The organism is Streptomyces sp. bgisy130 (genome assembly GCF_057708345.1).
Genome location: NZ_JBYISA010000039.1, coordinates 1 through 14,243, shown reverse-complemented (window position 1 = coordinate 14,243; position 14,243 = coordinate 1). Strand labels below are relative to the sequence as shown.

General features: G+C 70.3%; 12 protein-coding genes. All 12 read left to right on the top strand.

What is annotated here, in order from left to right; genetic code table 11:
• Nucleotides 1–59 precede the first annotated feature (59 nt).
• The 12 genes from nrtL to AC3EUV_RS32140 all read left to right on the top strand — a co-directional run bounded on the left by nrtL (nucleotide 60) and on the right by AC3EUV_RS32140 (nucleotide 14,242).
• Entirely contained in the window at nucleotides 60–1,118 is a 1,059-nt protein-coding gene (gene nrtL / locus AC3EUV_RS32195) for an ArgS-related anticodon-binding protein NrtL (protein ID WP_432146421.1), read from the top strand.
• Nucleotides 1,119–1,144: 26 nt separating this feature from the next.
• A complete protein-coding gene (gene lysA / locus AC3EUV_RS32190; protein WP_432146422.1) occupies nucleotides 1,145–2,536 on the top strand; it encodes a diaminopimelate decarboxylase in 1,392 nt (463 codons plus the stop codon).
• A 137-nt stretch (nucleotides 2,537–2,673) separates the two neighbouring features.
• Nucleotides 2,674–3,966: a homoserine dehydrogenase gene (locus tag AC3EUV_RS32185; RefSeq protein WP_432146423.1), complete on the top strand. Its 1,293-nt coding sequence runs from the start codon at nucleotides 2,674–2,676 to the stop codon at nucleotides 3,964–3,966.
• A gap of 8 nt (nucleotides 3,967–3,974) precedes the next feature.
• Nucleotides 3,975–5,051 (top strand): threonine synthase, encoded by a 1,077-nt coding sequence (gene thrC, locus AC3EUV_RS32180; protein ID WP_042148722.1) that lies wholly within the window; start codon nucleotides 3,975–3,977, stop codon nucleotides 5,049–5,051.
• Nucleotides 5,052–5,392: 341 nt separating this feature from the next.
• Entirely contained in the window at nucleotides 5,393–6,310 is a 918-nt protein-coding gene (thrB, locus tag AC3EUV_RS32175; protein ID WP_432146424.1) for a homoserine kinase, read from the top strand.
• A 373-nt stretch (nucleotides 6,311–6,683) separates the two neighbouring features.
• Nucleotides 6,684–8,735, top strand: a complete 2,052-nt coding sequence (rho, locus tag AC3EUV_RS32170) for a transcription termination factor Rho (protein ID WP_435604466.1) — start codon at nucleotides 6,684–6,686, stop codon at nucleotides 8,733–8,735.
• Between the two features lie 410 nt (nucleotides 8,736–9,145).
• A complete protein-coding gene (locus tag AC3EUV_RS32165; protein WP_432146437.1) occupies nucleotides 9,146–10,270 on the top strand; it encodes an LCP family protein in 1,125 nt (374 codons plus the stop codon).
• 174 nt (nucleotides 10,271–10,444) lie between these two features.
• On the top strand, nucleotides 10,445–10,666 hold the full coding sequence (rpmE, locus tag AC3EUV_RS32160; protein ID WP_432146426.1) for a 50S ribosomal protein L31: 222 nt from the start codon (nucleotides 10,445–10,447) through the stop codon (nucleotides 10,664–10,666).
• A 175-nt stretch (nucleotides 10,667–10,841) separates the two neighbouring features.
• A complete protein-coding gene (prfA, locus tag AC3EUV_RS32155; protein WP_432146427.1) occupies nucleotides 10,842–11,921 on the top strand; it encodes a peptide chain release factor 1 in 1,080 nt (359 codons plus the stop codon).
• Between the two features lie 86 nt (nucleotides 11,922–12,007).
• Nucleotides 12,008–12,853 (top strand): peptide chain release factor N(5)-glutamine methyltransferase, encoded by an 846-nt coding sequence (prmC, locus tag AC3EUV_RS32150; protein ID WP_042148741.1) that lies wholly within the window; start codon nucleotides 12,008–12,010, stop codon nucleotides 12,851–12,853.
• A 70-nt stretch (nucleotides 12,854–12,923) separates the two neighbouring features.
• Nucleotides 12,924–13,571: an L-threonylcarbamoyladenylate synthase gene (locus AC3EUV_RS32145; RefSeq protein WP_432146428.1), complete on the top strand. Its 648-nt coding sequence runs from the start codon at nucleotides 12,924–12,926 to the stop codon at nucleotides 13,569–13,571.
• Nucleotides 13,568–14,242 carry an arsenate reductase/protein-tyrosine-phosphatase family protein gene (locus AC3EUV_RS32140; protein ID WP_432146429.1) on the top strand — a complete coding sequence of 225 codons (675 nt, stop codon included), beginning with the start codon at nucleotides 13,568–13,570 and terminating at the stop codon, nucleotides 14,240–14,242. The genes AC3EUV_RS32145 and AC3EUV_RS32140 overlap by 4 nt, the downstream gene beginning before the upstream one ends.
• The last annotated feature ends 1 nt before the right edge of the window (nucleotide 14,243 follow it).

The following is a 14,243-nucleotide window of genomic DNA, read 5'->3' as shown; positions in this document are numbered from 1 at the left end:
GTGTCCACAGGACGAAACCGGGTCGCATAGGTACCCCGGGTCTCCCATACGCTTGTCCTGTGACCCCGGCTGAGCTCTCCCGCACCGTTCTGCGCTCCGTGCGTGGTGCGGTGGAGGAGCAGGAGCTCTCCGTGTCCGTGCCGACGCGGATCGTGGTGCAGCCGCCACCGCGGCCCGGGTGTGGGGACTACGCCTCCAATGTCGCGCTCCAGCTCGCCCGGCAGGCGGGGCGGCCGGCCCGGGAGGTCGCCGAGATTCTGCGGAAGCGGCTGAGCGGAAGCGCCGGGATCGCCCGGGTCGAGATCGCCGGGCCCGGGTTCTTGAACTTCACGTTGGGGGACGGGGCGCAGATCGCGCTGGTGCGGGAGGTACTGGCGCGAGGGGACGGCTACGGGGGAACGGCTGCGGGGCAGAGCCCGGTGGCGGCCGACCCGGTGGCCGGCTCTGCGGCCGGTCCGGCGGGTGACGCCCGTGCCGCCGTGGTCGCCGAGGCGCTGGCGCGGATCGACGCGGCGGCCGGGCCCGGCGGCCGTCGGGCCGGTGAACAGCCCGTTCTCGCGCCCGCTCGGTACGACTTCGCCACCCTCCTCGCCCGCCTCGGCGCCGACGAAGCGCGCTGGGTGCTGCTGCGGCCGGCCGCGCAGGATCCGGTGCGGGTGCCCAAGAGGCCCGTGCAGCGGGAGAGCAATCCGCGGTTCCGGGTGCAGTACGCGCATGCGCGGGCGCGGGCGCTCGGGCGTCACGCGCGGGATCTGGGTTTCGGGAGTGAGCCGGGGGACGTGGGTGCTCCGGTTCGCGGGCAGGCCGCGGACGACGGCTCGTCGGACGGGGCCGGTTCCGCCGCGCAGGACCTGAAGAGTTTTCACACCCTCCTCGCCACCTACCCCTCCGTCGTCGAGAGCGCCGCGCGGCTGCGGGCGCCGGACCGCGTGGTCCGGCACCTGGAGGCGACGGCGGACGCGTTCTTCCGGTGGCATGACGACTATCCGCCGCTGCCCGTCGGGGAGCAGAAACCCTTGGCCGTGCATCGCGCCCGGCTGGCCCTTGCCGAGGCCGGCCGGACGGTGCTCGCCAACGGCCTGCGACTGCTCGGCATCTCCGCTCCCGAACACCTCTGAACGATTTTGAGGGGATCTCCACTGTTATGAGCCGTTCCGCGCACCCCGCAGGACCCCGGCACGCCGATGTGCTGCCCGAGGGCCATTACGCCGGGCCGCCCGCCGATCTGAACACCCTTGACCCGCAGGTCTGGTCCCGTACGGTCCAGCGCGACGCCGACGGTGTGGTCACCGTCGGCGGGCTGGACGTCGCCGCGCTCGCCGCGGAATTCGGCACCCCGGCGTATTTCCTGGACGAGGACGATTTCCGGGCCCGCTGCCGGGCCTGGAAGGACGCCTTCGGGCCGGGAGCCGATGTGTTCTACGCCGGGAAGGCATTCCTTTCCCGGGCCATCGTGCGGTGGCTGCACGAAGAGGGCCTGAATCTCGACGTCTGTTCCGGCGGCGAGCTGGCGACGGCGCTGGCGGCCGGAATGCCGGCCGAGCAGATCGCGCTGCACGGGAACAACAAGAGCACCGAGGAGATCACCCGGGCCGTCGAGGCGGGCGTCGGGCGGATCGTGCTCGACTCGTTCCAGGAAATGGTGCGGGTCGCCCATGTTGCGGAGCGGCTGGGAAAGCGGCAGCGGGTGCAGATCCGGGTCACGGTCGGCGTCGAGGCGCATACCCATGAATTCATCGCGACCGCGCACGAGGACCAGAAGTTCGGTATCGCGCTGGCCGGCGGGCAGGCGGCGGAGGCCGTGCGCCGGGCGCTCAAGCTGGACGGCCTGGAGCTTGTCGGAATTCACAGCCATATCGGGTCGCAGATTTTCGATATGGCGGGATTCGAGGTCTCGGCCCGCCGGGTGGTGCAGCTGCTGACCGAGGTACGGGACGAGCACGGCATCGAGCTGCCCGAGATCGACCTGGGCGGCGGCCTCGGCATCGCGTACACCTCGGACGACGATCCGCGCGAGCCGCACGAGATCGCGACGGCGCTGGGCGACATCGTGCGCCGGGAGTGCGAGTCGGCGGGGCTGCGGGTGCCGCGGCTGTCGGTCGAGCCGGGGCGCGCGATCGTCGGCCCGACGGCCTTCACGCTCTACGAGGTCGGCACGGTCAAGGAGCTGGACGGGCTGCGGACGTATGTGTCCGTGGACGGCGGGATGTCGGACAACATCCGCACGGCGCTCTACGACGCGGAGTACAGCGTCGCGCTGGTGTCGCGCACCTCCGAGGCCCAGCCGATGCTCTCGCGCGTGGTCGGCAAGCACTGTGAGAGTGGCGACATCGTCGTACGCGATGCCTTCCTGCCGGCGGATGTGGCGCCCGGGGATCTGCTCGCGGTGCCGGCGACCGGCGCGTACTGCCGTTCCATGGCGAGCAACTACAACCACTCGCTGCGGCCGCCGGTCGTCGCGGTGAAGGACGGTGCGGCCAGGGTGATCGTCCGGCGGGAGACGGAGGAAGATCTCCTGCGGTTGGATGTCGGGTAGGGCCGGATCGCCGGATCCCGACCCCTGGTGAAATAAATGTCTCGGCATCTGGACGACGGGCGGAAACTGCCGTCCGGTGCGTGAGACTTGTGCATGAGCAAGCTGGAATTCGCTGATCGATGAGAAGCAGAGGTCGAATGATGCGTACGCGTCCGCTGAAAGTGGCGCTCCTGGGCTGTGGTGTGGTCGGCTCAGAGGTGACGCGCATCATGACGACGCACGCCGACGACCTCGCCGCCCGTATCGGTGCGCCCGTGGAGCTCGCCGGGATCGCCGTCCGCCGCCCCGACAAGGTGCGCGAGGGCGTCCCGGCCGAGCTGGTCACCACCGATGCGACCGCGCTCGTCAAACGCGGCGACATTGATGTCGTGATCGAGGTCATCGGCGGGATCGAACCGGCCCGCACGCTGATCACCACCGCTTTCGAGCACGGCGCCAGCGTGGTCTCCGCCAACAAGGCGCTGGTCGCGGCGGACGGCGCGGCGCTGCACGCGGCGGCCGAGGCCAATGGCGCGGACCTGTATTACGAGGCCGCCGTCGCCGGTGCGATCCCGCTGGTGCGGCCGCTGCGCGAGTCGCTGGCCGGGGACAAGGTCAACCGGGTGCTCGGCATCGTCAACGGCACCACCAACTTCATCCTCGACAAGATGGACTCCACCGGGGCCGGCTACAGCGAGGCCCTGGACGAGGCCACCGCGCTCGGCTACGCGGAGGCCGACCCGACCGCCGATGTCGAGGGCTTCGACGCCGCCGCCAAGGCCGCGATCCTGGCCGGTATCGCCTTCCACACCCGCGTGACCATCGATGATGTGCACCGCGAGGGCCTCACGGAGGTCACCGCCGCCGATATCGCCTCCGCCAAGCGGATGGGCTGCACGGTCAAGCTGCTGGCCATCTGCGAGCGGGCCGCGGACGGTGCGTCGGTGACCGCGCGGGTGCACCCCGCGATGATTCCGCTGACGCATCCGCTCGCCTCGGTCCGCGAGGCGTACAACGCCGTCTTCGTCGAGGCCGAGGCGGCCGGGCAGCTGATGTTCTACGGGCCCGGGGCGGGCGGTGCGCCGACCGCCTCCGCGGTCCTCGGCGACCTCGTCGCGGTCTGCCGCAACAAGCTCGCCGGGGCCACCGGACCGGGCGAGTCCGCCTACACCCGGCTGCCCGTCAGCCCCATGGGCGCGGTCATCACGCGCTACCACATCAGCCTCGATGTGGCCGACAAGCCCGGCGTGCTCGCGCAGGTCGCGAACATCTTCGCCGAACACGGCGTATCGATCGATACGGTCCGTCAGCAGGGCAAGGACGGCGAGGCATCCCTCGTCATCGTCACCCACCGAGCGGCGGACGCGGCCCTGTCGTCGACCGTCGGGGCACTGCGCGAGCTGGACACCGTGCGCGGTGTCGCCAGCATCATGCGGGTCGAAGGGGAGTAAAGGAACCCATGTCTGCCAATTCCACCGCGAGCCGTCAGTGGCGCGGAATCATCGAGGAATACCGTGACCGGCTGCCGGTCAGCGACACGACCGAGGTCGTCACCCTCCGGGAGGGCGGCACCCCCCTCGTCCCGGCGCAGCTGCTCTCCGAGCGCACCGGCTGCGAGGTGCACCTCAAGGTCGAGGGTGCCAACCCCACCGGTTCCTTCAAGGACCGCGGCATGACGATGGCCATCACGCGGGCCAAGGAGGAGGGCGCCAAGGCGGTCATCTGCGCCTCCACCGGCAACACCTCCGCATCGGCCGCCGCCTACGCGGTCCGGGCCGGCATGGTCTGCGCCGTCCTCGTCCCGCAGGGCAAGATCGCGCTCGGCAAGATGGGCCAGGCGCTGGTCCACGGCGCGAAGATCCTCCAGGTCGACGGAAATTTCGACGACTGTCTGACGCTGGCCCGGAGCCTGTCCGACAACTACCCCGTCGCACTTGTGAACTCCGTGAACCCGGTGCGCATCGAGGGCCAGAAGACCGCGGCCTTCGAAATCGTCGACATGCTCGGCGACGCCCCCGACATCCATGTGCTGCCCGTCGGCAACGCCGGCAACATCACGGCGTACTGGCGGGGCTACAAGGAGTACGCGGCCGACGGCATCGCCTCGCACACCCCGCGGATGTGGGGCTTCCAGGCGTCCGGCAGCGCGCCGATCGTGCGCGGTGAGGTCGTCAAGGACCCGACCACCATCGCCACCGCGATCCGCATCGGCAACCCGGCCTCGTGGTCGTACGCCCAGCAGGCGCGGGACGAGTCCGGCGGCTTCATCGACGACGTGACCGACCGTCAAATCCTGGCCGCATACCGTCTGTTGGCGGCGCGGGAGGGCGTCTTCGTGGAGCCCGCCTCGGCCGCGTCGGTGGCCGGTCTGCTCAAGGCCGCTGAGGAGGGCAAGGTCGACCCCGGCCAGCGCATCGTCTGCACGGTCACCGGCAACGGCCTCAAGGACCCGGACTGGGCGGTGGCCGGAGCGCCGCAGCCGGTCACGGTCCCGATCGACGCGGACGCCGCGGCCGAGCGCCTGGGCCTCGTCTAGGACCCGGCGGCCGTACGGGCGGATGCGCGCGTACGGCACCCGGTGACGGGGCGGCTCGTGCCCCGTCACCCCCCGCGCAGCAAATTGCGCAAAGGCTGCAAAGATCACCAAAGGAAGCGTCGGGGCACAGGAGGCGCGCGACACGCATCGTGCGCCTCCTGTGCGCCCTATGTCGCGACAGAACCTTCCTTCGATAGGCTGGCAGCCAACTCCCCTCCCCACGGCATAACGCAGTGGTGTTCAGGGCAGGTCAGAACAGACCCCAGGAACCGGCCGGGCACTTCGGTGCCGCGGCGCTCCGGGGCAGTACCGCAGCATCAATCAAGGAGAGTCATCGAGCGATGGCCGGTCCCGCGTTCCGCGCCGCCGCCGTCCGGGTGCGCACCCCCGCTACCAGCGCCAATCTCGGTCCCGGCTTCGATGCCCTGGGTCTTTCCCTGGGCCTGTTCGACGATGTCGTGGTGCGCGTCGCCGACTCCGGACTGCACATCGACATCGCAGGTGAGGGCGCCGACACCCTCCCGCGCGACGAGAGTCATCTGCTCGTACGGTCGATGCGCGCCGCCTTCGAGCTGCTCGGCGGGCAGCCGCGCGGCCTGGAAATCGTCTGCGCCAACCGTATTCCGCACGGCCGCGGCCTGGGGTCCTCCTCGGCCGCCATCTGCGCGGGCATCGTCGCCGCCCGCGCCGTGACGATAGGCGGTGAACAGAAGCTCGACGACGCCGCGCTGCTGGAGCTGGCCACCGAGATCGAGGGCCACCCCGACAACGTCGCCGCCTGTCTGCTGGGCGGATTCACGCTCGCCTGGATGGACACCGGAACCGCGCATGCGATCCGGATGGATCCCGCTGATTCCATCGTTCCGGTGGTCTTCGTCCCCGGGAAGCCGGTGCTGACCGAGACCGCCCGTGGACTGCTGCCGCGCACCGTCCCGCATGTGGACGCCGCGGCCAACGCCGGCCGCGCCGCACTGCTCGTCGAGGCCCTGACCAGGCGCCCCGAGCTGCTGCTAGCCGCGACCGAGGACCGACTCCACCAGGAGTACCGCGCCCCCGCGATGCCGGAGAGCGTGGCCCTGGTGAACCGACTGCGTGCGGACGGCGTCCCCGCAGTCGTGTCCGGTGCGGGCCCCACGGTGCTCGCGCTGGTCGAGGACGCGGCGGCCGACAAGGTCGCGGCACTGGCGGGAGAGGGGTGGGCGGCCAACCGGCTGACCCTCGATGCGGCGGGCACCTGCGTACTGCCGCTCGCCGGGTGATCACGCGGGTGATCGACGATTGCCGGTCTTGGAGAGGGGGAATGTTTGTTGGACCCGGTAGTGTTAACCTCAAGTCAGTACTCGACGCCTGAGTGGCGCGGTGCTTCGTGTCCCCCATAGGGACCACTTTCTTCCGGGAGCCTCCCAAACTGCTCGGAGCAATGGCCTGAGCAGGTGTGAGCACGCTCCGGAATCGGCGTGACGACATGGGCCACTCTGCATCTCTTCACGCCGGCGCCATGAACTGATCTCTCCGCCACTTCCGGCGGGACCACCGCCCCGGCACCGGTCCACAAGACCAAGGACCCAGCCGGACAGCACAACCGGTCGCCGAGCCAGACAGGCCGACGCCCGCTCCAGGGAAGGACCCTTCGTGAGCGACACCACCGATCTGATGGGCGCGCGCACCGATGGCAGTGCCACCGCGCCCGCCACGGACGCTCCCGCCGCGCCTGCTACCACGCGGCGCCGCCGTTCCGGCACCGGCCTTGACGGCATGGTCCTGGCGGAGCTTCAGCAGGTCGCCTCAGGCCTCGGTATCAAGGGCACCGCGCGGATGCGCAAGAGCCAGCTGATCGAGGTCATCAAGGAGAAGCAGGCCGGAGGCTCAGGCTCCGCAGCCAAGGCCGACGCGCCTGCCGACACCGAGACCAAGCCCAAGCGCCGGACCACCTCCAAGGCCCGTACCAGCGACGACGGCGCGGAGCAGGCGGCCGGCAAGGCCGCCAAGTCCGCCAAGGGCGACAAGGCCGCGGACCAGGCCCAGCAGCAGATCGACATCCCCGGTCAGCCGGTCAGCGACGAGCAGCCGGCCGGCGAGCGCCGCCGGCGTCGCGCCACCTCCGCCGCGGGCAGCCCCGAGGCCGCCTCGGGCGACCTCAAGACCGACACCAAGGTCGAGGCGAAGACCGAGGTCAAGGCGGAAGCCAAGACCGACACCGCGGTCTCCCCGCAGGAGACCGGCGAGGGCCGGCCCGGCAAGGGCGAGCGCCAGGACCGTGGCGACCGTCAGGACCGCGGCCAGAAGGGTGACCGTGGCGACCGCGGTGACCGCGGCCAGCGCCAGCGCGACCGCCGTAAGGGCGACGCCGGCGACGGCGGCGGTCAGGGCGGTCAGGGCGGTCAGGGCGGCCAGCGCCAGCGGGACCGCGGCGACCGCCGTCCCGATGACGACGACGACTTCGAGGGCGGCCGCCGGGGCCGTCGCGGCCGCTACCGCGACCGCCGGGGCCGTCGCGGCGGCCGTGAGGACTTCGGCAACGAGCCGCAGGTCTCCGAGGACGACGTCCTGATCCCGGTCGCGGGCATCCTCGACATCCTCGACAACTACGCGTTCATCCGGACCTCCGGCTACCTGCCCGGCCCGAACGACGTCTACGTCTCGCTCGCTCAGGTCCGTAAGAACGGTCTGCGCAAGGGTGACCACGTCACCGGCGCGGTCCGCCAGCCCAAGGACGGCGAGCGGCGCGAGAAGTTCAACGCGCTGGTCCGCCTCGACACGGTCAACAGCGTGGCGCCCGAACAGGGCCGCGGACGGCCGGAGTTCGGGAAGCTGACGCCCCTCTACCCGCAGGAGCGGCTGCGCCTGGAGGGTGAGTCGGGCGGCCTGACGACCCGGATCATCGACCTGGTCACGCCGATCGGCAAGGGCCAGCGAGGGCTGATCGTGGCCCCGCCGAAGACCGGCAAGACCATGATCATGCAGGCGATCGCCAACTCGATCACCCGCAACAACCCCGAGTGCCACCTGATGGTCGTCCTCGTCGACGAGCGTCCGGAAGAGGTCACCGACATGCAGCGGTCGGTGAAGGGCGAGGTCATCTCCTCGACCTTCGACCGCCCGGCCGAGGACCACACCACCGTCGCCGAGCTGGCCATCGAGCGCGCCAAGCGCCTCGTCGAGCTGGGTCACGACGTGGTCGTCCTGCTGGACTCGATCACCCGTCTGGGCCGTGCGTACAACCTCGCCGCCCCGGCCTCGGGCCGCATCCTGTCCGGTGGTGTCGACTCGACCGCGCTCTACCCGCCGAAGCGCTTCTTCGGTGCGGCGCGCAACATCGAGGACGGCGGCTCGCTGACCATCCTGGCCACCGCGCTGGTCGAGACCGGCTCGCGGATGGACGAGGTGATCTTCGAGGAGTTCAAGGGCACCGGCAACCTGGAGCTCAAGCTCGACCGCAAGCTCTCGGACAAGCGCATCTTCCCGGCGGTGGACGTGGACGCGTCCAGCACCCGTAAGGAAGAGATCCTCATGGGCAGCGACGAGCTCGCCATCGTGTGGAAGCTGCGCCGGGTGCTGCACGCCCTGGACCAGCAGCAGGCCATCGAGCTGCTGCTGGACAAGATGAAGCAGACGAAGTCCAACGCGGAGTTCCTGCTCCAGATCCAGAAGACGACCCCGACCGCGGGCAACGGCAACGACTGACGCCCGCCGGGCGCGTCCTGGCGCCGTACACCGAGCCCTCCTCGCCCTCACGGGTGAGGGGGGCTTTGTGCTGAGCGGCCCCCGGCCTCTATGGCCACGGTCCGCGGACGGTGATCTGTGACCTGAGCCGCGCCCCGGAGGCCGCCTCACGGGCGCGCTTGAGACCTTCCGCACAGATCCGCGCAAGCCGCACAGTTTCAGCCATGGCGGAAAAAGGGTCGAAAGCCCAGGTAGGGAAGGCGAAGGTCCCGGGGCCGGCTGCCCGGCCGCCGCGGATTTCTAAGAAAGCGCTCATGACCCGCTGTGCAACCCTTCCCGTCGACCTCCCGTCTGACAAGGAGCAAAACGCCGTGGCAGCACTCCGCACGGCGGCGGCGAGGGCAGCCGAGCGAACGAGGACTGAGGAGCAGATGGCGGACAGCAGCGGGACCGTGGAGACGGCCGAAAGCCGTGCCCGCGCCATACGTCCCACGGGACGTCGGCGCAAGGGGCCGACCCGGCGCCGCCGAGTAGTGACCATCACTGTGTGCGCGTTGACCAGTGTGGTGCTGCTCGGTGGTGCCGGACTCGGCTACGTCTACTTCAAGCTCAACGGCAATCTGAAGGGCGTCGACATCAACGCCGCCCTCGGACACGACCGGCCGAAGAACGTCGACGACGGCTCGATGGACATCCTCGTGATGGGCTCCGACTCCCGCGCCGGCAAGAACAACGAGTACGGCAGGGACGAGGGCGCCGCGCGCTCCGACACCGCGATGATCGTGCACGTCTACAAGGGCCGTAAGAAGGCCAGTGTGGTCAGCGTCCCCCGGGACACCATGATCAAGCGCCCCGACTGCTCCAAGGACGGCAAGGACGTCCCCGGAGCGAACCGGGCGATGTTCAACACCGCGTTCGAGGTCGGCGGCCCGGCCTGCGCCGTCAAGACCGTCGAATCGATCAGCGGCATCCGGATGGACCACTTCCTCGAGGTCGACTTCACCGGCTTCAAGAAGCTCATCGACGCGCTGGGCGGGGTGGAGATCACCACCAGCAAGGCGATCGACGACAACAGCAGCCATCTGCATCTGAAGCCCGGCACCCACACGCTGGACGGTGAGCACGCCCTCGGCCTCGTCCGGACCCGGCACGGCGTCCCCGGCGGCGACGGCAGTGACCTCGGCCGCATCCAGCTCCAGCAGACCTTCATCAAGGCCCTGATGAAGCAGGTCAAGAACGTCGGGGTGCTCACCAACCCCACCAAGCTCTACGACATCGCCGACACCGCCACCAAGGCCATCACCACCGACACCGACCTCAACTCGGTGAGTGAACTGACCGGCCTGGCCAAGAGCCTGGGCAACATAGGCACGGAGAACATCGACATGATGACGCTGCCGGTGACCTACGACCCCCAGGACCCCGACCGGGTGCTGCCGCTGACCAAGCAGAGCCGCCAGGTCTGGGACGCGCTCCGGCAGGACAAGGAGATCCCCAAGTCCGCCATCAAGGGCTCGGCCGGTGACAAGGGCGGCACGGAGAACTACGTGAAGTAGCCGATGCCCTGCCGTTCCGGGGTCCGGCGGCCCCGGAACCGGGCAGGGAATAGTTGCGGCCGCACCCCGGTTTTGGGAGATACGGCTAGTCCTGGCAGACTGGACCGTCGGCCCCGGTTCACGTGACGCAACCCGCGACACGACCCGGTGCACTCCCGAACCTAGGAGAATCCCTTGAAGCGCGACATCCACCCGGAGTACGTCGAGACCCAGGTCAGCTGCACCTGTGGCGCGTCCTTCACCACCCGTAGCACGGTCGCCAGCGGCACGGTCCGCGCCGACATCTGCTCCGAGTGCCACCCGTTCTACACGGGCAAGCAGAAGATCATGGACACGGGCGGCCGCGTGGCCCGCTTCGAGGCCCGCTTCGGCAAGGGCGCCGCTCCCAAGAAGTAGCGACCCTCAAGGCGCCGGTCTCCGGTCGCCCCTGCTCAGGGGTGACCGGACCGGCGTTTTGTCGTCCTGGCCCTTGGCCCCCGTACGGGGGTCCCGGGGCCCGCGGCGCAGCACCCCCGACGGGCCGGCGCCCCGGTACTCCGGTCATCACAGCAGCCAGTAGAGGAACTCCACGATGTTCGAGGCGGTCGAAGAACTGGTCGGCGAGCACGCCGATCTCGAGAAGCGGCTGGCCGATCCCGCGGTCCACGCCGACCAGCGCGAGGCCATGCGGCTCAACAAGCGCTATGCCGAGCTGACCCCGATCATCGCGACGTACCGCGACTGGAAGCAGACCGGCGAGGACATGGAGACCGCGCGCGAACTCAGCCAGGACGACCCGGACTTCGCCGATGAGGTCAAGGAGCTCGACGCCCGGCGCGAGGAGCTGACCGAGAAGCTGCGGCTGCTGCTCGTCCCGCGCGACCCCAGCGACGACAAGGACGTCATCCTTGAAGTCAAGGCCGGTGAGGGCGGCGAGGAGTCCGCGCTGTTCGCCGGCGACCTGCTGCGGATGTATCTGCGCTACGCCGAGCGGGCCGGCTGGAAGACCGAGATCCTGGAGGCCAACGAGTCCGACCTCGGCGGCTACAAGGACGTCCAGGTCGCCGTGAAGACCAAGGGCGGGGGCGGCGCCACCGAGCCCGGTCAGGGCGTCTGGGCGCGGCTGAAGTACGAGGGCGGGGTGCACCGCGTCCAGCGGGTGCCCGCCACCGAGTCGCAGGGCCGCATCCACACCTCCGCGGCCGGTGTGCTGGTCACGCCCGAGGCCGAGGAGGTCGAGGTCGAGATCGGCCCCAACGACCTGCGGATCGACGTCTACCGCTCCTCCGGCCCCGGCGGCCAGTCGGTCAACACCACCGACTCCGCGGTGCGCATCACGCACCTGCCCACCGGCATCGTCGTCTCCTGCCAGAACGAGAAGAGCCAGCTCCAGAACAAGGAGCAGGCGCTGCGCATCCTGCGCTCCCGGCTGCTGGCCGCCGCCCAGGAAGAGGCCGAGCGGGAGGCGTCGGACGCCCGGCGCAGCCAGGTCCGCACGGTCGACCGCTCCGAGCGCATCCGGACGTACAACTTCCCGGAAAACCGCATCTCGGACCACCGGGTCGGCTTCAAGGCGTACAACTTGGACCAGGTACTCGACGGCGAGCTCGACCCGGTCATCCAGGCGTGTGTCGACGCCGACTCGGCCGCCAAGCTCGCCGCCGCCCAGTAAGCCCGCACGACCCGGTCCCCGCCGGCCCCGGCCGCTCGACGGCGAACCCGCACCATGAAGACGCAGCGCACTAGGAGGAAGGCCCCGTGAACCTTCTGCTCGCCGAGGTGGCTCAGGCCACCCAGCGGCTGGCCGACGCCGGTGTGCCCTCGCCGCGCTTCGACGCCGAGGAACTCGCCGCGTTCGTGCACGGCGTCAAACGGGGGGAGCTGCACCACGTCAAGGACGCGGACTTCGACGCCCGCTACTGGGAGGCCGTCGCCCGCCGTGAGGCCCGTGAGCCGCTCCAGCACATCACCGGACGGGCGTTCTTCCGCTACCTCGAACTCGCCGTCGGGCCCGGGGTGTTCGTGCCCCGCCCGGAGACCGAATCGGTGGTCGGCTGGGCGATAGACGCGGTCCGGGCCATGGATGTCGTCGAACCGCTGATCGTCGACCTGTGCACCGGCTCGGGGGCGATCGCCCTCGCCCTGGCACAGGAGGTGCCCCGCTCGCGGGTGCACGCCGTGGAGCTGTCCGAAGAAGCCCTTGACTACGCCCGTAAGAACGTCGAGGGGTCCCGCGTCGTTCTCCATCACGGCGACGCGCTGACCGCGCTTCCCGAACTGGACGGGCAGGTCGACCTGGTCGTCTCCAACCCGCCGTACATCCCGCTGACCGAGTGGGAGTACGTCGCACCCGAGGCCCGCGACCACGACCCCGAGCTCGCGCTGTTCTCGGGCCAGGACGGCCTGGACACCATCCGGGGCATCGAGCGGACCGCACACCGCCTGCTGCGGCCCGGCGGCGTGGTCGTCATCGAGCATGCCGACACCCAGGGCGGGCAGGTGCCGTGGATCTTCACCGAGGAGCGGGGCTGGGCCGATGCGGCCGATCACCCGGACCTCAACAACAGGCCCCGTTTCGCCACCGCCCGCCGGGCGACGCCATGACGTGGCCCGCTTCGGCGCCTGATGCAGCCGATGCATCCGAAGTATTCGTTTCGCACGAGGAGGTCCCGTAATGGCACGGCGATACGACTGTAGCGACGCGACCGACCGCACCACCGGTCTGCGCGAGGCCGCCTCGGCCGTCCGCCGCGGTGAGCTGGTCGTGCTGCCGACCGACACCGTCTACGGCATCGGCGCGGACGCCTTCAGCGCCGAGGCCGTCGGCGACCTGCTGGAGGCCAAGGGCCGCGGCCGCGGTATGCCCTCCCCGGTTCTCGTCGGGTCCCCCAACACCCTGCACGGCCTGGTCACCGACTTCTCCGAGCAGGCCTGGGAGCTGGTCGACGCCTTCTGGCCCGGTGCGCTCACCCTCGTCGCCAAGCACCAGCCGTCGCTGACCTGGGACCTGGGCGAGACCCGCGGCACGGTCGCCGTACGGATGCCGCTGCACCCCGTCGCGATCGAGCTGCTCACCGACTTCGGTCCGATGGCCGTCTCCAGTGCCAACCTCACCGGCCACCCTTCCCCGCAGGACTGCGACGCCGCCCAGGAAATGCTGGGCGACTCGGTCTCCGTCTACCTGGACGGCGGCCCGACGCCCGCCGCCGTTCCGTCCTCGATCGTCGATGTCACCGGCAGGATCCCGGTGCTGCTGCGCGAGGGCGCGATCAGCGCGGAAGAGCTGCGCAAGGTGGTACCCGAGCTCGAGGTGGCCAATTGATGGCGCCCCTGGGGCGTGGCATAGCGGGACCAGGCGGCGACACCCCTGTATCCCCCTCCCCTTTTCGGATTCTCCACGTCAGCACCGGCAACGTCTGCCGCTCGCCGATCACCGAGCGGCTGCACCGCCATGCCCTGGAACTGCGGCTCGGTGCCTCCCGCAGTGGTGGGCTGCTCGTGGAGAGCGCCGGAACCTGGGGCCACGAGGGCGCCCCGATGGAGACGCACGCCGCCACGGTGCTCACCGACTACGGCGCCGACCCGGCCGGCTTCCTCGGCCGTGAGCTGCTCGACGAGCACGTCATCCGCGCCGACCTGGTGCTCACCGCCACCCGCGACCACCGCGCCCAGGTCATCTCGATGGGCCATTCGGCGGGGCTGCGCACCTTCACGCTGAAGGAGTTCAACCGGCTGGTGCGGGCCATAGACCCGGCCACGCTGCCCGAGCCCGATCCGGACCTGCCGGACGGCGGGCTGGTCGAGCGCGCCCGTGCGCTGGTCGGCGCCGCCGCGGCGCTGCGCGGCTGGCTGCTGGCGCCCAACCCGGAGTCCGACGAGGTCTACGACCCCTACGGCGCCCCCATCACTTTCTTCCGCTCCATCGGCGACGAGATCAACCAGGCACTCGACCCGGTCGTCACCGCCCTCACGGGGCTCCCGGCGCGCGCCTAGA